This is a genomic window from Ralstonia sp. AU12-08 (genome assembly GCF_000442475.1).
Lineage (GTDB): Bacteria > Pseudomonadota > Gammaproteobacteria > Burkholderiales > Burkholderiaceae > Ralstonia > Ralstonia insidiosa.
The window spans coordinates 1-20,409 of record NZ_ASZV01000034.1; the positions used below are offsets into that span (position 1 = coordinate 1).

The window sequence follows — 20,409 nt, forward strand, 5'->3', positions numbered from 1 at the left end:
TTTTTTTGTCGAGCGCAGGTTGCTTCGTCACGTAAACACGTTGAACACATTGAGCACTAGTACCTCGATATGGGCGGCACATCGGCTTTCCGCTAGCTTCAAGCTGTTGGGATGCCCACAGCCATTGCGAAGCTTTAGACACCCCTCAAGCTCATTTTTGACGTTCTTTCCGAGTACTGACAACGCTTCTAGTATTTGAAGAAACTCATACTCTTTCATCCTCGAAAGATCGTCTTCATTTTTTGCGACCCGCCACTTTGGGTCGCGCCTAGCAGCCTCCGCATTGAAATCAACTAGGCGATGCTGTACCACATACTCATACAGGAGTGAAACTGCTCCAACCCACGACAGGACCACCGCTGCGCGAAAATGCCGCGCTTCATAGCACGCAACGGCCTCGGCTACGAATTCTTGGACATCAGCTTTTAGCTTAGGCAAGAGCGCTCGCAAAGCACTCGACTGTGCGGCGACATGTTGGTCGGTCGTGCCGAGCATTTCCTCCGCCCTTCTTCTACCCGGAGTTGTCAACAACCACCCGTCGCTGCGCGAGAATGCAAGCCCTTTCAGCTTCTGCATATCTCGCGGCATATTGGTCGTTGATAGCCCTAGAGATTGCGCTATGGCTCGAATAGCACCAACGGATTGAGCGCCATCACCAAGATGCGCCAGACAAAGCAGCAACTGCTCTGCTCGAGACAATTTGCCCGAGTGAACTAGGTCTGAAATACGCTCCAAAGGTGCCATTGACACACCGTCCTTGTGGGCAGCAAACTTTGTTCGCCATTAATGTCTGTACGACACATACATCGCGAGGATCATATGTCCGGAATAACGATGAGTAAAGAGTTGGAGGCTATGGTGCAAATCGAGCAAGCTCTCCAAGGACTTACCGAGGAAGAGCTTAGGCGAGTATTAACTTGGGCTGGCTCACGATTTGGCGTGACCATTGCGCAAGCAAAAGGCGAGCGTCAGAAGATTACGAGTGGGACGAGCGACGATCACGACGACGACGCTCCTCCAACAGGCTCTTCCGAAATTAGTTCACTCGCTGAATTCTACGACTTGGCATCCCCTACATCCGACGGCGAAAAAGCACTGGTGGTCGGCTACTGGTTTCAAGTCAAAGAAGGTGCAACCGAGTTGGAAGCTCAGAAGATCAACTCCGAACTAAAACATTTGGGTCATGGCATCGGGAACGTCACCCGAGCGCTGGATTGGCTCAAAGCCCAAAAACCGGCACTGATGATCCAGAAGCGAAAAGAAGGCACAACGAAGCAAGCCCGAAAGAAGTTTGTAGTAACGAACGAAGGAAAGAAGCACGTCGAAAAGATGGTTGCGCGAATCTAGTTCGCGCGACGGAGAAGCCGGAGAATCCAACACCGACGCAGCCGCGCGGATTCTGTACGACAAAAAAACAAGGCCCTCGCGTGGAGGGCCTTGCTTCGGACTGGCTTGTCGGACTGCGATTCGCTTTAGGCGAAGTTCGCAGCAACGAAGTCCCAGTTCACCAGCGTCCAGAACGCCTCGACGTACTTCGGACGCGCGTTGCGGTAGTCGATGTAGTAGGCGTGTTCCCACACGTCGCAGGTCAGCAGCGGCTTGGCATCCGTCGTGAGCGGCGTAGCGGCGTTCGAGGTGGACACCAGGTCCAGCGAGCCGTCAGCCTTCTTCACCAGCCAAGCCCAGCCCGAACCGAAGGTGCCAACGGCCGTCTTGGTGAACTCTTCCTTGAACTTGTCGAAGCTGCCCCACTTGGCGTTGATGGCATCAGCCAGGGCACCGGTCGGAGCGCCGCCGCCGTTCGGCTTCAGGCCGTTCCAGTAGAACGTGTGGTTCCACACCTGCGCGGCGTTGTTGAAGATGCCGCCCGAGGACTTCTTGACGATGTCTTCCAGGCTCAGGTTTTCGAACTCGGTACCCGGGATCAGGTTGTTCAGGTTCGTGACGTAGGTCTGATGGTGCTTGCCGTAGTGGAACTCCAGGGTTTCCTTGGAGATGGTCGGCGCCAGAGCGTCGAGTGCGTACGGCAGCGGGGGGAGCGTGTGGGCCATTTGTTTTCCCTTCTGTGGGTTGTGTGGGGTTGCGTGCGAGTTGTGCAAACCGGGAGCGACGATTGTAGGAGAGTTGCAAAACCGGCGCAAACAGCGTGCCAAATACTCGGAATACCCGTGGAACAGGTACGGAAACGCGCGCAATCCTTATCAGTTCATGCGCCAATCACATATCGAGCTTGGGCTGCACCTGGGCGATCTCGATGTCGACCGCGCCCTGCGCCAGCCGTGCCTCGATGCGCGCCCGGGCATGCAACGCGTTCGGATCGCGGATGGCGTGACCCTTCGCATTGAGCAGCACCGCGTAGCCGCGCTCCAGGGTGCGCTGCGGTGCCAGCAACTCCAGACCGGTGTGCTGCCGCGCCAGGCGCTCCTGCGACCGGGCCAGCGTGTCACGCATGGCGCGTGCCAGCGCGGCCTCGGCCTGCTGCAGCACAGTGCGCTGGCGGGTGACGTCCGGGCGGGCCGCCGTCAGGCGCATCGTCAGCAGGCGCTGCACGTGCTCGGCACGCTGCACGCGACCGGTCAGCGCAAAACGCAGGCGCCCTTCCAGATGCGACAGCTGCGTGCGGCGCTCGCGCATCTGCGTCTGCGGGCTGCGCAAGCGGCGCGCGAGCCAATCGACGGTCTGGGCACGGCGGTCCAGCTGGCGGCGGAACTGCGCGGACAGCGCATCCCAGTCACGCCCCACGTCGCGCAGCATGCGGGCCCGGTCCGGGCTGACAAGTTCTGCGGCACCGGTGGGCGTGGGTGCGCGCACATCGGCCACAAAATCGACGATGGTCACATCGGTTTCATGCCCGACGCCTGCCACGATGGGAATCTCCGAAGCCGCCACAGCCCGCGCGACGGGTTCTTCGTTGAAGGCCCACAGGTCTTCAATGCTGCCGCCGCCCCGGCACAGGATGACGACATCGACTTCTGCCCGGGCATTGACCGTATCGAGCATGGCGGCGATGCGCTCAGAAGCACCCGCGCCCTGCACCGGTACCGGATAGACGATCACGGGCACATGCGGTGCCCGCCGGCGCAGCGTGGTCAGCACGTCACGCAAAGCCGCCGCCTGCAATGAAGTGACAACCCCGATGGCACGCGGATGCCTTGGCAGCGGCCGCTTGCGCTCCGGGTCAAACAAGCCTTGCGCCTCCAGCGCGGCCTTCAGTCGCAGGAAGGCTTCGTAAAGATTGCCCAGCCCGGCACGGCGGATGCCCTCGACGCTCAGCTGCAACTCGCCACGCGCCTCGTACATCGTGACCAGCGCGCGCACCTCGACGGCTTCGCCCTCGCGCGGGGTGAAATCGGCGTACTGGTTGCGGCCCTTGAACATCACACAGCGGATCTGCGCGCCGGCGTCCTTGAGCGAGAAATACCAGTGGCCACTGGCCGCGCGCGTGAAGTTGGAGATCTCGCCACGCACCCAGCCCAGCGGAAAGTTGCGTTCAAGCAACCCGGCAATCTTCCGGTTGACCTCGCTGACGGTCAGCACGTCCTGGCCGCTCCTGGTAGGCGAGGACGGCGCCGGCGTCGCTTGAGTGGTCTGCGGTGCACTCGCCGCAGGGGCGGAAGCATCCATCCAGAAAGGTCGGCGGGAAGACGGCGGCGTGGTCATGAGTGGTCGTGGCGGCGCAATGCGATGGGGCTCCGGGGCAACTTCTACCTTGAATGAGGGAGAGATTTTGCGTCAGCCGGGCTAGCTGTCCACAGCATAACGCCCTTGTCAAGCTTGACAGACGTTACGTGACGCGCTCTCTGCATTTTGACGCAACCCTTTGATTTTTATGAAAAATCGCCTTGTGCCAAAAATTCAGCAGCGTAAGTAATTTCGTTCTGCATCAAGCATTTAGCGCAAGGCTCCCGAGGATGTTCACAAAGTTATCCACAGCAGCGCTGGAAAACCAGAATGTGACGCCTGGGCAGTGGATAAATCGGCTGGGGATTGTCACACGCTCGGGGCTCGCATCCCCAATCTTCCGCAGAAAACCCCGGTGCACATTTTTTAAGCGGCACACCGAACCCCCTGTTGAATCAGTGACTTAAGGTGCTTGTCCGGGCAATGTCCACAACCCGTCCACAAGACTGTCCCGTGTCGGTGTGGATTTCCCACCGGTTTCTCTGACCGCACGCGGATTTTTCCCGAAATCTGCACAGAAACCCCGTCTGCACAATTTTTAAGCACGGCAACGGACTCCTTTTTATATCAAGCACTTAGCGCGCTTGTTCTGGGAATGTCCACAACCCGTCCACACAACTGTCCCGCGGCGATGTGGATTACCCGCCGGTTTCCAGGGGCGGAGGACGTTTTGCCAGTGAATTGGCCACAGGAACACCCATTGCATCTTTTTTAAGCACGGCATCGAATACCCTTTCACATCAAGCACTTAGCTTACTTGTTCCGACAATGTCCACAACCCGTCCACAAGACTGTCCCGCTTCATTGTGGATTGTGCGAGCACTGAATTCTGTGACGACCCTTTGACTGTCGCAGGCGCTTGTCGCTACGGTGCGCCATCGTGTTGCCGAGGCAGGTCCGACGCGCTAGAGTGGCGCCTGTTTTTGCCGCAACGGACCGCGTTCGGGGACGCGGACGGCATGCACAGCAGTCAGGGCGCCACATGCACCACGAATCGGCGCCCCAAATCAAATTCCTTCCACAACGACAAAACGGGTTGTCCAGTGTTTTCCATCATTCAAGCTGCCGGCTGGCCGATCTGGCCGCTGTTGATCGCCTCGGTGCTCGCCCTCGCGCTCATCATCGAACGCTTCGTTGCCTTGCAGCGCAAGAAGATCATTCCGCCCAAGGTCTATGACGAGGCGCTGGCCGTCGCGCATCAGCGCAAGGCCACGCCGGAAGTCGTGAACACACTGGAACAAGGCTCGCCGCTGGGCCGCCTGCTGGCGGCCGCGCTGCGCCACGTGGTGCTGCATCCCAACACCACGCGCGACGCCGCCAAGGAAGTCGTGGAAGAAGCCGGCCAGAACGTGGCCCACCGCCTGGAGCGCTATCTGAATGCGCTCGGCACGATCGCCTCGGTGGCGCCGCTGATGGGCCTGTTCGGCACCGTGGTCGGCATGATCGAGATCTTCGGCAGCCAGACCGCTGCGGGCACCAACCCGCAAACCCTGGCGCACGGTATCTCTGTCGCCCTGTACAACACGGCGCTGGGCCTGGTCGTGGCCATCCCGACGCTGATCTTCTGGCGCTACTTCCGCGGCGTGGTGGATAACTACGTGGCCGAGCTGGAGCACCTGTCGACCATGTACCTCGACGCGATCCTGCCGCCGCGGCGCGGTTGATCCGGGCAACGCATTCCTGAGAACGCCATGCGCTTCCGCCCGCGCCACGCTCGCGAAGAGCCGGAGATCAACCTGATCCCGCTGATCGACGTGCTGCTCGTGATCCTCATCTTCCTGATGATCACGACCACGTATTCCCGCTATACCGAACTGAAGGTCAACCTGCCGACCGCCGACGCTGAAAAGGCGACCGAGCGCCCGGGTCAGATCGTCGTGTCTGTCACTGCCAACGGCGTCTACTCGGTAGACAAACAGGTGCTCGACACGCGCGACGTGACCAGCCTGGCCGATGCCCTGCACGCTGCTGCGGACAAGGCGGGCGGCCGCGAGCCCATCGTCGTCGTCAATGCCGATGCGCAAGCCGCGCACCAGGCCGTGGTGAATGTGATGGAAGCCGCCCGCGTGGCTGGCCTCTCGCACCTGACCTTTGCTACACAAACCGGCAACGCTTCTCGCTAAACCCACACGCACGACATGCCCGTCGCCCAGCACCGTCTCGCCAGCTTCGTCACCCGCCAATGGCAGCAACGGGGCTGGTTCGCGTGGGTGATGCGGCCGCTGTCGTGGCTGTTTGGCGGCGTGAGTGCCTTGCGCCGGCTGCTGTTCCGCTTGGGCTTGATGCGCTCGGTGCGCCTGCCGATGCCAGTGGTGGTCGTGGGCAACGTCACCGTGGGCGGCGCCGGCAAGACGCCCGCCGTGATTGCGCTGGCGTCGGCACTGGCCGATGCGGGCATGCGTCCGGGCATCGTCTCGCGCGGCTACGGCGTAAAGCTCAAGCACCCGCGCCCGGTGCGCGAGCATTCCCGTGCGGAAGACGTGGGCGACGAGCCGTTGCTCATCGCCCGCGCCACCGATCTGCCGGTGTGGGTCTTCCCCGACCGCGTGCTGTGCGCACAGACACTGCTGGCCTCACACCCGGGTTGCAACGTCATCGTGTGCGACGATGGACTGCAACACTACCGCCTGCGCCGCGACATCGAAATCATCGTGTTCGACACGCGCATGGGCGGCAACGGTTTCCTGCTGCCTGCCGGCCCACTGCGCGAACCGATGACGCGCAAGCGCGACGCCACGCTCATCAACGACCCGAACTACCGCGCCACGCCCGACCGCCCGAACATCTTCGGCATGCACCTCACGCTGCAGGACGCCTATAACCTGGCCGACCCAGCGCTGCGCCGCCCGCTCGCCCAGTTCACCCGCGTTGAAGGCGAACAACTGCTGGCCGCTGCCGGCATCGGCAACCCCGAGCGCTTCTTCGCCTCGCTGCGCGCCGAGGGCCTTAAGCCCAGCACCCTGCCGCTGCCCGATCACTACGACTTCGCGAACAATCCGTTCGCCGACAGCCACGCCGAGGTCATCCTGATCACCGAAAAGGATGCCGTAAAATGCGGCCATCTCGACGACCCGCGCATCTGGGTGGTGCCGACCACACCGGTGGTCGACCCGGCACTGGTTGAACAGGTCTGCCAGCGCGTACGCGCCCTGGCCGATCGCGCTACCACCACGGCGAGCGCACAATAACGCTCACCGCATCCTCTTGACCCAGGCCGCCGCCACGCTTTTGCGGCCGCCCCGGAGCCTCTACCGCCATGGACAATCGCCTGCTCGAAATCCTCGTCTGCCCGCTGTGCAAGGGCGCGCTGCAACACGACCGCGCCAACAACGAACTGATCTGCCACGTCGACAAGCTGGCCTACCCGATCCGCGACGGTATTCCCGTCATGCTGGCTGACGAAGCCCGCCAGACCGTGGAAGGCACCCCGGTCGATCCGGCCTGACACCTCACCACGTATCGAGGCTGCCCGCCATGTCGCACGCACCGTTCGTCGCCGTCATTCCCGCGCGGCTGGCATCCACGCGATTGCCCAACAAGCCGCTGGCCGACATCGGCGGTAAGCCGATGGTGGTGCGCGTGGCTGAACGCGCGCACCAGTCGTCCGCCGCGCGCGTGGTGGTCGCCACCGACGCCGTCTCGGTCGCCGATGCCTGCATGCAGCATCACGTGGAAGCCGTGCTCACGCGCGCCGACCACGCCTCCGGCACCGACCGCCTGGCCGAAGTGGCCACCGTGCTGGGGCTGCCCGATGACGCCATCGTCGTCAACGTGCAAGGCGATGAACCGCTGATCGCCCCCACGCTGATCGACAACGTGGCCGCCCACCTGCGCGACCACCCGGATTGCGCCATCGCCACCGCCGCCCACCCGATCCACGACGCCGCCGACGTGTTCAACCCGAATGTCGTCAAGGTCGTATTGGATGCGGCCGAACGTGCGCTGCTGTTCTCGCGCGCCCCACTGCCCTGGGCACGTGATGTCTGGACGCCCGCCGTGCTGACGCAACCCGCCGCGCAGCGCCCGCTGCCTGCCATGCCGGTGCTGCGCCATATCGGCATCTACGCGTATCGCGCTGGTTTCCTGCGCCGCTTCCCGCAACTGGCCGCCGCACCGCTCGAACAAACCGAGCAGCTCGAGCAGTTGCGCGCCATGTGGCACGGTGAACGCATCGCCGTGCTCACCACCGACGACGCCCCGGCCGCTGGTGTCGACACGCCGGAAGACCTCGCCCGCGTGCGCGCCGCCTGGAGTGAACTGCTGGCCCAGGACGGCCCCTGAACGCATCGATTTCACGGAACTTGCAGCCGCCACGCCGAAACCCCGGCGCTGGCATGGCATAATCGCGAGGACGACAAGTCGCATGCCGGCGCCCACGCAAGGCGCCACAGCGGCTGCAGGGAGACAAATCGAGCCATCGGTGCCGCCGTCCGGCGAGCGCCTGTTCCATCCAGTGTCCCGGTAAGGCTGGCGTCAACTTCGCCCGCTAGGCTGCCTGTTTGCGTCGACAAGGCACGCATTAAGGCGTTTTGGGAATCCGCCCTCTCGGACTGATTCCCAACGCGCTTCACGCTGTCTGACAGCGCGACAGGAATTTAAAACTTGAGGAACTCGTCACCATGCGGTTGATTCTGTTGGGCGCGCCCGGCGCCGGCAAAGGTACGCAAGCCAAATTCATCTGCGAGAAGTTCGGCATTCCGCAGATCTCCACTGGCGACATGCTGCGCGCGGCCGTCAAGGCCGGCACCCCGCTGGGTATCGAAGCCAAGAAAGTGATGGATGCCGGCGGCCTCGTGTCGGACGACATCATCATCGGCCTGGTGAAAGACCGCCTGCAACAGCCTGACTGCAAGAACGGCTACCTGTTCGACGGCTTCCCGCGCACCATCCCGCAAGCGGAAGCCATGAAGGATGCCGCCGTGGCGATCGACTACGTGCTGGAAATCGACGTGCCGTTCGACGCCATCATCGAACGCATGAGCGGCCGCCGCGTGCACGTGGCCTCGGGCCGCACGTACCACATCAAGTTCAACCCGCCCAAGACCGAAGGCGTGGACGACGAAACCGGCGAACCGCTGATCCAGCGCGACGACGACAAAGAAGAGACCGTGCGCAAGCGCCTGGACGTGTATGAAAAACAGACGCGTCCGCTGGTGGATTACTACTCGCAGTGGGCCGCCAACGGCAACGACACCGCCAAGGTTGCGCCGCCGAAGTATCGCAAGATCGCCGGTGTGGGCAGCGTGGATGAGATCACCGCGCGCGCGTTCAGTGCATTGCAGGACTGAGCGCACTCCACGTTACCGACCCGCTGACAAAAACGGCGCCTCCTGATCGAGGCGCCGTTTTTTTTCGCGATCGCCGACGGCTTCGCGCTACCATATGACGTTGACGTAAACGTCAAGTAATTCACAGACCACAACCAAGGAGACACGGCATGGAGATTCGCGACCAGGTATTCATCGTCACCGGCGGGGCATCGGGACTGGGCGCCGGCACGGCACGCACGATGGCAGAAGCCGGCGGCAAAGTGGTGATTGCTGACCTGAACGAAGCGGCGGGCAATGCGCTGGCGCAGGAGTTGGGCGGGCGCTTCGTGCGCTGCGACGTCGCATCGGAAGCCGATGGGCAGGCCGTAGTCGACGCGGCCACGTCGCTGGGCACGCTGCGCGGGCTGGTGAACTGCGCCGGCATCGCAACGGCGTCGCGCACGGTGGGCAAGACGGGGCCGCATCCGCTGGACCAGTTTGCACGCGTAATCAACGTCAACCTGATCGGCACGTTCAACATGATCCGGCTGGCGGCGACGGCGATGGCGGGCAACACGCCCAACGCCGGCGGCGAGCGTGGCGTGATCATCAATACGGCGTCCGTGGCGGCGTTCGACGGGCAGATCGGCCAAGCGGCCTATGCAGCGTCCAAGGGTGGCGTGGTGGCGATGACGCTGGCGATTGCACGTGACCTGTCGCGCGATGGCATCCGTGTGATGACGATTGCGCCGGGCATCTTCGAGACGCCGATGCTGCTGGGCATGCCGCCTGAAGTGCAGGATGCGCTGGGCAAGATGGTGCCGTTCCCGCCGCGCCTGGGTAAGCCAGCGGAGTATGCGCAGCTTGCACGCGCCATCGTCGAGAACCCGATGCTCAACGGCGAAACCATCCGCCTGGATGGCGCCATTCGCATGCAGCCGAAGTAAGCAGCGCGATCAGGCGGCCATTAGGTGGTAGGCAGCGCCATCCGGCGAATCATCTGCCACGCCGCCTCGGCCGCCGGCGAGAGCGACCGGTCATGCCGGCGCGCCAGCACGATGCCGCGCGTCTCCTTGGGTGTCAGCGGCACCGACACCAGCTGCGACGACGACGGCAGCGGTAACGACAGCGCCGGCACCACGCCCGCGCCAATGCCGGCATCCACCATGCCGAACACGGCACTGCTATGCCCCATCTCTTGCGCCACATCGGGCTGCACACCGTGGCGCAGGAAGATGCGGTCGATCAACGGGCGGCTGCCCGACGCGTGATCGAGCAGCACGACCGGCGCGCGGTGCAGGTCTTTCCAGCGCACGCTGCTGCGCTGGGCGAATGGATGGTCACGGCGGCAAACGAGGCAGAACGGGTCGGTCAGCAGCGGCTCCGTCCACAGGCCTTCGGTATCGAGCGGCTCCACCACCACACCGAAATCCGCCCCGCCCGTGCGGATCAATTGCAGCGTATCGACCTGCACGGAGTCACGCACGATCATGCGGATGTCCGGGTAGCGCACCGCGCATTCCGCCACGTACAGCGGCATCAAACGCGTTGACACCGTCGGGCTGGACGCCACCACCACGCGCCCGCGCCGCTGCTCGCCCACTTGGCGTGCCTGATGCAGCGTGTCGTCCAGATCAGCAACCAGACGATCGAGCGCAGTCGCCAGCGAGCGCCCCACTTCCGTCAGCACCACTTCACGCGTGGTGCGATCGAGCAGCTTCAGGCCCAACTCGCCTTCCAGCTCCGAGATGGAACGGCTCACGGCCGGCTGCGTCAGGCCGATTGTGTCGCCCGCGCGACTGAAGCTGTGCGCACGTGCCACCGCCAGAAAGACGCGCAACTGCCGCAGGGTCACATTCATGCTGAAGCCGTATGAATTGATTCGATCAATGCATTTGTATTCTAGATAGGGATGTTGTGCAATAGCGCCTATCCCCCAATCCAACCCGCGCCGTCACGCAATGGTGATGGCGCACGCACATGAAGATTCCGCTGTTATCTCGTATTGATGGGTTCATCCAGGCCATGCTGGTGATGGTTGCGCTGGCCTTGTTCTTCCCGTCACTGGGCGCAAGCGACGGCCCGCTGCATCTGGATGTCGTCACCATCGTCGGCGTGTCGCTGGTGTTCTTCCTGCACGGCGCGGCGCTCTCGCGCGAGAAGATCGTTGAAGGCGCGCGTAACTGGCGCCTGCACCTGTTTGTGCAGAGCTGCACGTTCATCCTGTTCCCGCTGATTGGCGCGGTGATCCTGTTTGTGTGCAAGCCGTTCATCCCGGCCGAGCTGCTGCTGGGCGTGTTCTACCTGTGCGCGCTGCCGTCTACCGTGTCGTCGTCTGTGGCGATGACGGCAATGGCCAAGGGCAATGTGCCGGCCGCGATCTTCAACGCCACCATCTCCGGCCTGATCGGCATGATTGCCACGCCGCTGCTGATGAGCTTCGTGATCCAGGCCTCGGGTGCGGAACTGTCGGTGGGCAAGGCGTTGCTGGGCGTGGCCGAACAACTGCTGCTGCCGTTCGTGCTGGGTCAGTTGCTGCGCCCGGTGATCGGCGGACTCATCACCAAGTACAAGGCGATCATCAACAAGGTGGATCGCGTGGTGATCCTGCTGATCGTGTTCAACTCGTTTGCTGACTCGACGCACGCGGGCGTGTGGTCGAAGTATCCGTGGGAAACGATCGTGGCCGTGGCGCTCATGAGCGGGGCGCTGCTGTTCGTCGTGCTGGGCGCGACGACATGGCTCTCGCGGCGCTCAGGCTTTGGTCTGGCCGATGAAATTACCGCAGTGTTCTGCGGCTCCAAGAAAAGCCTGGCCAACGGCATTCCGATGGCGAAGATCCTGTTTGCCGGCAACCCCGCCCTCGGCCTGATCGTGCTGCCGACCATGATCTACCACCAGTTGCAGTTGATCGTGTGCTCGGCGCTGGCGCGCAAGTATGCGGATCGCATGGCACACGCCGAAGCCAGCGCTGGCTCGCCGTCCAGCCATCCGGCGTAATCACAGGGTCATCAAGCCCGTCGTTTCCGGCCAGTGGTAGGTGTGCACCCAGGCATGCCCACCATCGGCCGTCTCCAGCCAATCACGGCTGACCGGCACACCGCCCAGGGCTTCGTAGAAGCCGATTGCGGCGGTGTTCGCCTCGTACACCAGCAGATGCAGTTGCGCGACACCTTGGGCTGCGGCCCAGCGGGCAGCCTCGCCCATCAGGCGCTTGCCGACACCGTGGCCGCGTGCGGCAGGCAGTAGGTGGAGGTTGTCGACGAGCGCGCCCCACGGCGTGTCGTCATGCAGCAGTGCACAGAGGAAACCGATGGTCTGGCCGTCGAGATCGGCACACCAGACGTGCTGACCGGCAACAGGCGCCGTCATGCGCGCATGCCACTTCGCCTGCATGTCGGCCTGCGCCGCGCCATCGAGGTAGGCATCCGAGAGGATGCCCTGCCCGCGATACGCGCTCTGCCAGCTCTGCGTGTGGATGCTGGCGATGGCGTCCGCATCGGCAGCGCTGCCTTGGCGTAAGACGACTGCAGCCATCAGACGCCCGGGTTGTGCGACAGCGGCGGGTTCTTGGCGAAGTACGCCCGGATGCCGCGCAGGATCGCGTCGGCCAGCTGGTTCTGATGGCCCAGATCGTTGAGCTTGGCCTCTTCTTCCGGATTGGAGATGAAGGCCGTCTCAACCAGGATCGATGGGATATCCGGCGCCTTGAGCACCGCAAACCCAGCTTGCTCCACAGCCCCCTTGTGCAGGCGGTTGATGCCGCCAATCTGCTCCAACACGGCGCGGCCAACCTTCATGCTGTCGCTGATCTGCGCGGTGGTCGACAGGTCCAACAGCACGCGCGTAACCTGGGCATCCTTCGAGCCCAGGTTGGCACCGCCAATCATGTCGGCGGCGTTCTCCTTGTTGGCGAGCCACTTGGCCTGCGCGCTGGATGCACCGCGGTCGGACAGCGCAAACACCGACGCCCCGCGCGCTTCCGGCGTGACAAATGCATCGGCGTGGATGGAGACGAACAGGTCGGCCTGCACGCGTCTCGCCTTTTGCACGCGCACGCCCAACGGGACAAAGTAGTCGGAATCGCGCGTCATCATGGCGCGCATGTTGGGCTGGGCGTCGATCTTGGCCTTGAGCATGCGGGCAATCGACAGCACCACGTCTTTCTCATGCGTACCTGCAGCACCAGTGGCGCCCGGGTCTTCACCGCCGTGGCCGGGGTCGATGGCAACGGTCAGCAGACGGCGCATGCGCGTGCCACCTGCCGGCCCACGCGGTACGGGCTGCTCGGGCACGATCTCCAGCGGCGGCAAGGATGACGACGGTGGCGGCGCATTGGCCAGCGTCGATGGCGGCGGCGCGGGTTTCACGGGCGGCGTCTTGAGCGGCGGCGTACGGCTGGCAATCGTCGGGCGCGAGTCATTGGCCGGCGGCAATGCCGGCGTGGCGGAGCCACTGCTCTCGCGGCGAGCCAATGCAGCGATCGGGTCATCGTCGTCCGCCGGAGACGACGACGGCGGCATCGGCGTGCCGCCCGAGGCGGCAAAGCGCTCCTGCTTGCTTTCGGTCGCCTGCACGAGCTGCATCAGCGGATCGGGCGGATTGGTCGGGTACAGATCGAACACCAGCCGGTTGCGATAACCGGCAATCGGCAGCAGCGTAAAGACCTGCGGGTTGACGCTTTCCTTCAGGTCAAACACCAGGCGCACCACGCTGGGCCGGTTCTGACCCACGCGCACCTGGCGGATGTACGGATCGTTCGGCGTGATCTTGGCGACCAGTTCGCGCAGGGTCGGGTTCAGGTCCAGCCCCTCGACGTCGACCATCAGGCGATCCGGATCCTTGATGAGCTGGTGCGTGGCCTTGAGCGCGACGTCGGATTCGATGGTCACGCGCGTGTAGTCCTCCGCCGGCCACACGCGCACCGCCACGATATTGGCGCCACGTGCGATCTGCGTGCCGGCCAGGCTGAGGATGACGGTCCCCGCACCGGCCTTGGCGATGCGTGTGAGCCATTGCCTGCGTGCGTGGCTCGGCAGGGTGGGATCGTCCGGTTGATCGGTCGGCAGATGCTTGATCAGCATGGGGGCAGGGGTTGCAACGACTGTAGGAGTTGGCGGCCGGTCTGCGTGCGAGCACTCAGATGGGCCAGGCGCGGTGCATGTTCAACGCCGTCATCGTAGGTTTCGTGCACAACGTCGACGGCCAAAGCGATATGCAGGTCAGGCGTACCGAGCAGAGCCTGTGCCTTCTCGGGCCATTCGACCAGGCACAGTGCGGGTTCGGCAAAGCAATCGCGAAAGCCGGCGTCGGTCCATTCTTCCGGGTCGGCAAAGCGGTACAGGTCGAAGTGATAGACCTTCTGCGTGCCGGTGGTTCCCGTCACGTCGTATGGCTCGACCAGCGTATAGGTGGGGCTGCGCACGCGCCCGGTGTGTCCCAGGCCACGCAAGATGGCCCGCGAAAGCGTGGTCTTGCCCGCGCCCAGATCCCCCGAGAGTTGCACCTGCACAGGCCGCGGACCCAGCGCCAGCACGGCCTGAGCGAGCGCCGCCCCGAAGGCCGAAGTGGCCGCCTCGTCGACGAGCGGCACGGTGCGCTCGGCGAGCGGTGAGTTCAGACCAGCGGGAGTATCAACAGGGGGCACAGTAGGCATTGCGTACAATTTAGGCATGTCCGCGACCCCCACGCCAGCGCCCACAGCAGCGCTCGAAACGAACCTCGATACGCGCCTGCCTACCGATGAGGCAGATGTCGCTGCGCTGGTTGCGCAGATCCGCACCTGGGGCGCTGAACTCGGCTTCGATGCCATCCGCATCGCCGGCATCGACCTCTCGCACGCTGAAGAAGGGCTCCAGACGTGGCTTGCGCAGGGGTTTCACGGTGACATGGATTATATGGCGAACCATGGATTGCTCCGTGCACGTCCCGCCGAACTTGTTGCCGGAACGGTACGCGCCATCGTCGCGCGCATGCCGTATCTGCCACACGACACCCGTGCGCACACGGATCAGCCAGCCGCCGGCAGCGACTGGCGCACCGTCGAATGGGACCGCATGCGCCGCCCCGAAGACGCCACCATCTCGCTCTACGCGCGCGGCCGGGACTATCACAAGGTGCTGCGCCAGCGCCTACAGAAGCTGGCCGAGAAGATTGCCGGTGCAGTCGGGCCCTACGGCTTTCGCGTGTTCACGGATTCGGCGCCGGTGCTGGAGGTGGCACTGGCCAGCAACGGCGGCCTGGGCTGGCGCGGCAAGCACACGCTGCTGCTCGATCGCGATGCCGGCTCGATGTTCTTCCTCGGCGAGATCCTGATCGACCTGCCGCTGCCGATCGACCCACCGGTCGAGCCCCACTGCGGCAACTGCACGCGCTGCATTGACGTCTGCCCCACGCAGGCAATCGTCGCCCCGTACACGGTGGACGCCCGCCGCTGCATCTCGTACCTGACCATCGAGCACAAGGGCAGCATCCCCGTTGAGTTGCGCGAGGCGATGGGCAACCGCGTCTACGGCTGCGATGACTGCCAGCTCATCTGCCCGTGGAACAAGTTTGCGGTGCCGGCCAACCTGCCCGATTTCGACGTGCGCAATGGATTGGATGCGGCCACGCTGGTCGACCTGTTCGGTTGGACGGAAGGCGAATTCAACCAGCGCCTGGAAGGCAGCCCGATCCGGCGCATCGGCCATGAGCGCTGGCTGCGCAACATTGCGGTGGCGCTGGGCAATGCGCTGCGCGGGCCGTTGCCGGAGGCATCGCGTGTGCAATTGCGAGCCGCATTGCACACGCGGGCCGACCACCCCTCCGAACTTGTGCGCGAGCACGTCGCCTGGGCACTGGCAGCCTGACGGCAATTCAAACTCCGGCACTTTAATTCCCCATTGGAATCAGGGGCGGGTATTGTTTTAAAAACAAGACAATTCACACCTAGCACAAATAGAAGAAATCATGGTTAACGCCAGATGAAGCCGAGCCTTATACCTGGTGGTACGCAAACGGTTGCGAATCAGGGCAGACACCAATGGTTTTGAAATAGAAATTTGCAAAAATAGAGCCTCACAAAAAACCGCGTGTTTTCGATGTTCTCCGCCCTGCTTTTCCTCCGCCGCGCATTGCGTTTTGAAGTGCGTGTCCGTGCATCCAATCGCATGTCCATGGTTCGACGTGCATGGCGCCACGGCATTGCAGGTGCCGCCCTGCTGGCCGCCTGCACGCTGCCGGCCTGGGCGACGGTGGACATCGAGGGCGTGCACTTTGACGACGCTGCACGCCTGGCCGGCCGCGAGTTGCCGCTCAACGGCACGGGGCTGCGCTCGGTGTTCGTCATCAAGGGCTATGTGGCGGGCCTGTATCTGCCCGAGCGTGCCAAGAACGCGGCGCTGATCCTCGCCATGAAGGGGCCGAAGCGGCTGCAGATCCACCCGCTGCGTGATGTGGGGGCCGACACCTTCATCCGCGCACTGAATGACGGCATCCACCACAACCAGACCGAGATTCAGCTGCAGCGGCTGTCCGATCGCCTGGGGCAGTTGGAAGACGCCATGCGCCAGATCGGCTCCACCCGTCGTGGCGACACCATCAACTTCGACTACACGCCCGACGCGGGCACCACGGTCAGCATCAACGGTGTGGCGCGCGGCAAGCCCATCCCCGGCGAAGATTTCTACCAGGCCGTGCTCAGCATCTTCATCGGCAACAACCCGGTCGACCGGGATCTGAAAAGCGGGCTGCTCGGTAGCTGACGATCCGCGCCGCGTTGCGTCGCCTAGCGACGTGCTAGATTCGCAGGATCGCTTTTCCGCGCCGGACGCCGTCATGCCCTCCCCTTTCGATGCTGTACTCGAAGCGCCCTTCGGCAAGCTGGGCGTGCGTGTGGCCGACGGCACCCTGCGTGAACTCACCTACCTGCCGGAAAGCACGCCCACGGTCGATTCCAGCCATGCGTTGATCCGCAAACTGGCCCGCCAGCTCGACGCGTACTACAGCAACCCCAACGCCGCCTTCGATGTGCCGCTCGCGCCTGCCGGCACGGACTTCCAGCGCCGCGTGTGGAACGCCATCAGCGCGATCCCCTGCGGCAGCGTCATCACCTACGGCACCATCGCCAAGCAGATCAGCAGCGTGCCGCGCGCGGTGGGCCAGGCGTGCGGCGACAACTGGTTTCCGATCCTCATCCCGTGTCACCGCGTGGTAAGCGCCTCGGGCATCGGCGGGTTCTCGCACCACACGGATGGCTACCTGCTGAACATCAAGCACTGGCTGCTGCGCCATGAAGGCGTGATGCTGATATGAGAAAAGCTGCACCAAAAGACGCCGAAACCCCGGCCCTGCCCCCGCAGAGCGCCGACGCCATCCAGCGCTTCTGCGATGCGCTCTGGCTGGAAGACGGCCTCGCCCGCAACACGCTCGATGCATACCGGCGCGACCTGACGCTTTACGCGCACTGGCTGGCCGAGCGCAGCAAATCCATCGCCGAAACCGAAGACGGCGACCTCGCCGACTACTTTGCCGCACGCCATGCCGAGAGCCGCGCCTCCACGGCCAACCGACGTCGCACGGTGTTCAAGCGGTTCTTCGTATGGGCATTGCGCGAACATGTGGTGAGCACCGATCCGTCGCGCCTGCTGCCCACGGCCAAGCAGCCGCCGCGCTATCCGAAAACGCTGTCCGAAGCACAGGTGGAGGCGCTCATCAACGCGCCCGATGTCGATACGCCGCTCGGCTTGCGCGACCGCGCCATGATCGAGCTGATGTATGCGAGCGGCTTGCGCGTGTCAGAGATCGTCGCGTTGAAGACGGTGGAGGTGGGCCTGAACGAAGGCGTGGTGCGCGTGATCGGCGGCAAGGGTGGCAAGGACCGGTTGGTGCCGTTCGGCGCCGAGGCCGGCGACTGGCTGCGGCGCTATCTGCGTGATGGCCGCACGGCCTTGCTGGGCGAACGCACCGCCGATGCACTGTTCGTCACCGCCCGCGGCGAAGGCATGACGCGCCAGGCGTTCTGGTACCTGATCAAACGCTACGCGCTGCTCGCCGATATACATGCACCGCTGTCGCCGCACACGCTGCGCCACGCGTTCGCCACGCACCTGCTCAACCACGGCGCGGATTTGCGCGTGGTGCAGATGCTGCTCGGCCACGCGGATATTTCCACCACGCAGATCTACACCCACGTCGCGCGCGAGCGGCTGCGCACGCTGCATGCGCAGCACCATCCGCGCGGATAGCGTTTTCCTTTCCCCATGAGCAAGTCCAAACACGTTTCCGAAACGCCCGCCACGCAGTTCCTCAAGGCGCACGGCGTCGCCTTTACCGAACACACCTACGACTATGTCGACAAGGGCGGCACGACCGAGTCGTCGCGCCAGCTCGGCGTGGACGAGCACGCCGTCGTCAAGACGCTGGTCATGGAAGACGAGCACGCCAAGCCGCTGATCGTGCTGATGCACGGCGATTGCTCGGTCTCCACCAAGAACCTCGCGCGCCAGACCGGCCGCAAGAGCGTACAGCCGTGTAAGCCCGAGGTGGCGCAGCGGCACAGCGGCTACCTCGTCGGCGGCACCTCGCCGTTTGGCGTGCGCAAGGCGATGCCGGTGTATGTGGAAGCGTCCGTGCTGGAGTTGGAGCGCATCTATATCAACGGCGGGCGGCGCGGTTTTCTGGTGAGCATTTCGCCAGGCGTGCTGACGACGGCGCTGAACGCACAGCCCGTCAATTGTGCAAACCCCGATTGAAACGAACGGAGCGGCTGGGGCACCCTACGCCCCGCGCTACAATCCCGCAGCCTGATTTCACAGAACCGCTATGTCCCCAGTCGTCGCAACCGTCCTTTTTGGCGTAGCCGCCTACCTGATCGGCTCGATCTCGTTTGCCGTGGTGGTCAGCCGCGTCATGGGCTTGGCCGATCCGCGCACCTACGGCTCGGGCAACCCGGGCGCCACCAACGTGCTGCGCTCGGGCAACAAGAAGGCCGCCATCCTCACGTTGCTGGGCGATGCGGCCAAGGGCTGGCTGGCAGTGTGGCTCGCGCTACTGTTGGCACCGCGCTTTGGCGTGGATGAGGTTGGCATTGCGCTGGTCGTGATCGCCGTGTTCCTGGGCCACCTGTATCCGGTATTCCACCGCTTTGCCGGCGGCAAGGGCGTGGCCACGGCGGCGGGTATTCTGCTGGCGATCAACGTGTGGCTGGGCCTGGCAACGCTGGCGACCTGGCTCATCATCGCCGTGTTCTTCCGCTACTCGTCGCTGGCAGCGCTGGTGTCGGCCGTGTTTGCGCCGTTCTTCTATGTGCTGATGTTCGGCTTCGACTGGATTGCCGGTGCGGTTGCGCTGATGGCCGTGCTGCTGATTGCACGCCACCGCGCCAATATCGCCAAGCTGCTGGCCGGCAAGGAAAGCCGCATCGGCGAGAAAAAGAAAGCCGCCTAGCTCCACACTAATTCCGCAACTCGGCGCGCACCGAATGCGCGCGCCGATGTTCTCCTGGCGGCCGCCCCGTGTGCCGCCGGATCAACCGCCGGAAGGCGGACATGTCCTGATAGCCGCACTGCTCGGCAATCGTTGTCAGGCTCAGCGTGCTGACTTCCAACAGGTGACACGCGCGCTCTACGCGCAGCCGGTGCAGCAATTGCAGCGGCGACGTCCCCACCGTTTTCGTGAAATGCCGCAGCAGCGTCCGCTCGCTGGTCGAGGCGGCGGCGGCAAGCTTCCCCAGGTCGAACGGCTCATGCAGATGTTGCTGCAGATAGCGTCGCGCACGCAGCACGACGCTGTCGCGGATCGCCGGCTTGCTGCGCAGCCAGATGCCGATGGCCTCGCCGCGTGACGGGTGATCGAGCGCCGTATTGCCCAGCGTGCGCGCCAGACGCGCGTCGGCCAGCCGCGCCACTACGCGGTGCATCAACGCCACGCCATGTTCCATCGCCCGCGCGGTAATGACATTGCCGCTACTGACGATGGCCTGGGCCGGCACCACCTTCAACTGCGGGAAGTTGCCCTGCACCCAACCGGCGATCAGCCACGTCACCGTCAGCCGTTGGCCGGGCGGCAGCACATCGGCCAGCATCGCCACGCCGGTAAAGGGCGACGCCACCAGCCGCCCCGCTTCCAGATAGCGGCGGATCGTGGCCCGCTCCACCTCCAGCAGCGCCAGACGCTGCTCCATCGTGCCGATGTGGTCGAAATGCAGTGGCGGCACGATCAGCGCGTCGCCAAGCTCGGCATCGTCTTCCGGCAGCGCATCGCACCGGCAGGCGAGTGTCTGGGCCGCCGCCTGCCAGCGCCCCGGATCGCGCGCGACAAGCCGCCAGCCGAACACCGGCGTCTTGGCGGCATTGGCCCGCTTGCCAGCCTGCATGGACGCCAGCGCGTTGGCCACGCCAAGCGTGTCGGCAGCCGTTGCCAGTGCGGAAAAGCCGGCGTCAGGAAAGGTCAGCAGGTCGATATTGGGCATGCCGCAGTATAGGCATGCGCAGCAATCTAC

Annotated in this window: 23 protein-coding genes; 15 read left to right on the forward strand and 8 right to left on the reverse strand. The window is 64.0% G+C overall.

Annotated elements, in window-relative coordinates; genetic code table 11:
* Positions 1-27 precede the first annotated feature (27 nt).
* Positions 28-744: a hypothetical protein gene (locus C404_RS60475; RefSeq protein WP_031329663.1), complete on the reverse strand. Its 717-nt coding sequence runs from the start codon at positions 742-744 to the stop codon at positions 28-30.
* A 90-nt stretch (positions 745-834) separates the two neighbouring features.
* Here C404_RS60475 and C404_RS58890 point away from each other — a divergent pair, with 90 nt between their 5' ends.
* Positions 835-1,347 (forward strand): hypothetical protein, encoded by a 513-nt coding sequence (locus C404_RS58890; protein WP_021195829.1) that lies wholly within the window; start codon positions 835-837, stop codon positions 1,345-1,347.
* Positions 1,348-1,472: 125 nt separating this feature from the next.
* On the opposite strand, the gene sodB is transcribed toward C404_RS58890, so the two are convergent.
* Both sodB and xseA read right to left on the reverse strand, forming a co-directional pair.
* Entirely contained in the window at positions 1,473-2,051 is a 579-nt protein-coding gene (gene sodB / locus C404_RS47450; RefSeq protein ID WP_021195830.1) for a superoxide dismutase [Fe], read from the reverse strand.
* A 166-nt stretch (positions 2,052-2,217) separates the two neighbouring features.
* Positions 2,218-3,624 (reverse strand): exodeoxyribonuclease VII large subunit, encoded by a 1,407-nt coding sequence (gene xseA / locus C404_RS47455; protein WP_031329665.1) that lies wholly within the window; start codon positions 3,622-3,624, stop codon positions 2,218-2,220.
* A gap of 1,100 nt (positions 3,625-4,724) precedes the next feature.
* Between xseA and C404_RS47460 the strand changes: the two genes are divergently transcribed.
* The 7 genes from C404_RS47460 (at position 4,725) to C404_RS47490 (ending at position 9,877) form a co-directional block, all read left to right on the forward strand.
* Entirely contained in the window at positions 4,725-5,345 is a 621-nt protein-coding gene (locus tag C404_RS47460) for a MotA/TolQ/ExbB proton channel family protein (RefSeq protein WP_021195832.1), read from the forward strand.
* A gap of 27 nt (positions 5,346-5,372) precedes the next feature.
* Positions 5,373-5,804, forward strand: coding sequence for an ExbD/TolR family protein (locus C404_RS47465; protein ID WP_021195833.1), 432 nt, complete (start codon positions 5,373-5,375; stop codon positions 5,802-5,804).
* A gap of 15 nt (positions 5,805-5,819) precedes the next feature.
* On the forward strand, positions 5,820-6,869 hold the full coding sequence (gene lpxK, locus C404_RS47470; RefSeq protein ID WP_021195834.1) for a tetraacyldisaccharide 4'-kinase: 1,050 nt from the start codon (positions 5,820-5,822) through the stop codon (positions 6,867-6,869).
* 68 nt (positions 6,870-6,937) lie between these two features.
* On the forward strand, positions 6,938-7,126 hold the full coding sequence (locus C404_RS47475) for a Trm112 family protein (RefSeq protein ID WP_021195835.1): 189 nt from the start codon (positions 6,938-6,940) through the stop codon (positions 7,124-7,126).
* 29 nt (positions 7,127-7,155) lie between these two features.
* Positions 7,156-7,962, forward strand: coding sequence for a 3-deoxy-manno-octulosonate cytidylyltransferase (kdsB, locus tag C404_RS47480; RefSeq protein ID WP_021195836.1), 807 nt, complete (start codon positions 7,156-7,158; stop codon positions 7,960-7,962).
* A gap of 338 nt (positions 7,963-8,300) precedes the next feature.
* Positions 8,301-8,969 (forward strand): adenylate kinase, encoded by a 669-nt coding sequence (gene adk, locus C404_RS47485; RefSeq protein WP_021195837.1) that lies wholly within the window; start codon positions 8,301-8,303, stop codon positions 8,967-8,969.
* Positions 8,970-9,118: 149 nt separating this feature from the next.
* Positions 9,119-9,877, forward strand: a complete 759-nt coding sequence (locus C404_RS47490; protein WP_021195838.1) for a 3-hydroxyacyl-CoA dehydrogenase — start codon at positions 9,119-9,121, stop codon at positions 9,875-9,877.
* 20 nt (positions 9,878-9,897) lie between these two features.
* On the opposite strand, the gene C404_RS47495 is transcribed toward C404_RS47490, so the two are convergent.
* Complete coding sequence (locus C404_RS47495) at positions 9,898-10,791, reverse strand: LysR family transcriptional regulator (RefSeq protein WP_021195839.1); 894 nt, start codon at positions 10,789-10,791, stop codon at positions 9,898-9,900.
* A gap of 119 nt (positions 10,792-10,910) precedes the next feature.
* Here C404_RS47495 and C404_RS47500 point away from each other — a divergent pair, with 119 nt between their 5' ends.
* Positions 10,911-11,930, forward strand: coding sequence for a bile acid:sodium symporter family protein (locus tag C404_RS47500; RefSeq protein ID WP_021195840.1), 1,020 nt, complete (start codon positions 10,911-10,913; stop codon positions 11,928-11,930).
* Here the strand turns inward: C404_RS47500 and C404_RS47505 are convergent, their stop codons facing one another.
* Genes C404_RS47505 through tsaE form a run of 3 tightly spaced genes read right to left on the reverse strand, consistent with a single transcriptional unit; the run spans position 11,931 to position 14,586 of the window.
* Positions 11,931-12,467 carry a GNAT family N-acetyltransferase gene (locus C404_RS47505; RefSeq protein ID WP_021195841.1) on the reverse strand — a complete coding sequence of 179 codons (537 nt, stop codon included), beginning with the start codon at positions 12,465-12,467 and terminating at the stop codon, positions 11,931-11,933.
* The gene (locus tag C404_RS47510; RefSeq protein WP_021195842.1) at positions 12,467-14,014 is read right to left on the reverse strand and encodes an N-acetylmuramoyl-L-alanine amidase; all 1,548 of its coding nucleotides are present in this window, start codon (positions 14,012-14,014) and stop codon (positions 12,467-12,469) included. Before C404_RS47510 ends, C404_RS47505 begins: the two co-directional genes overlap by 1 nt.
* Positions 14,008-14,586 carry a tRNA (adenosine(37)-N6)-threonylcarbamoyltransferase complex ATPase subunit type 1 TsaE gene (gene tsaE, locus C404_RS47515; protein WP_031329666.1) on the reverse strand — a complete coding sequence of 193 codons (579 nt, stop codon included), beginning with the start codon at positions 14,584-14,586 and terminating at the stop codon, positions 14,008-14,010. The genes C404_RS47510 and tsaE overlap by 7 nt, the downstream gene beginning before the upstream one ends.
* Positions 14,587-14,602: 16 nt before the next feature.
* Here tsaE and queG point away from each other — a divergent pair, with 16 nt between their 5' ends.
* From queG to plsY, 6 genes are all read left to right on the forward strand, one after another.
* Positions 14,603-15,778, forward strand: coding sequence for a tRNA epoxyqueuosine(34) reductase QueG (queG, locus tag C404_RS47520; RefSeq protein WP_021195844.1), 1,176 nt, complete (start codon positions 14,603-14,605; stop codon positions 15,776-15,778).
* Positions 15,779-16,009: 231 nt separating this feature from the next.
* Complete coding sequence (locus C404_RS47525; RefSeq protein WP_021195845.1) at positions 16,010-16,672, forward strand: chalcone isomerase family protein; 663 nt, start codon at positions 16,010-16,012, stop codon at positions 16,670-16,672.
* 73 nt (positions 16,673-16,745) lie between these two features.
* A complete protein-coding gene (locus C404_RS47530; RefSeq protein WP_021195846.1) occupies positions 16,746-17,222 on the forward strand; it encodes a methylated-DNA--[protein]-cysteine S-methyltransferase in 477 nt (158 codons plus the stop codon).
* Positions 17,219-18,154, forward strand: a complete 936-nt coding sequence (gene xerD / locus C404_RS47535; RefSeq protein ID WP_021195847.1) for a site-specific tyrosine recombinase XerD — start codon at positions 17,219-17,221, stop codon at positions 18,152-18,154. The genes C404_RS47530 and xerD overlap by 4 nt, the downstream gene beginning before the upstream one ends.
* 15 nt (positions 18,155-18,169) lie before the next feature.
* Positions 18,170-18,661 (forward strand): Cys-tRNA(Pro) deacylase, encoded by a 492-nt coding sequence (ybaK, locus tag C404_RS47540; RefSeq protein ID WP_021195848.1) that lies wholly within the window; start codon positions 18,170-18,172, stop codon positions 18,659-18,661.
* Between the two features lie 70 nt (positions 18,662-18,731).
* A complete protein-coding gene (gene plsY, locus C404_RS47545) occupies positions 18,732-19,355 on the forward strand; it encodes a glycerol-3-phosphate 1-O-acyltransferase PlsY (protein WP_021195849.1) in 624 nt (207 codons plus the stop codon).
* 7 nt (positions 19,356-19,362) lie between these two features.
* Here plsY and C404_RS47550 read toward each other — a convergent pair whose 3' ends face one another.
* Complete coding sequence (locus C404_RS47550) at positions 19,363-20,379, reverse strand: GlxA family transcriptional regulator (protein WP_021195850.1); 1,017 nt, start codon at positions 20,377-20,379, stop codon at positions 19,363-19,365.
* Positions 20,380-20,409: the final 30 nt, after the last annotated feature.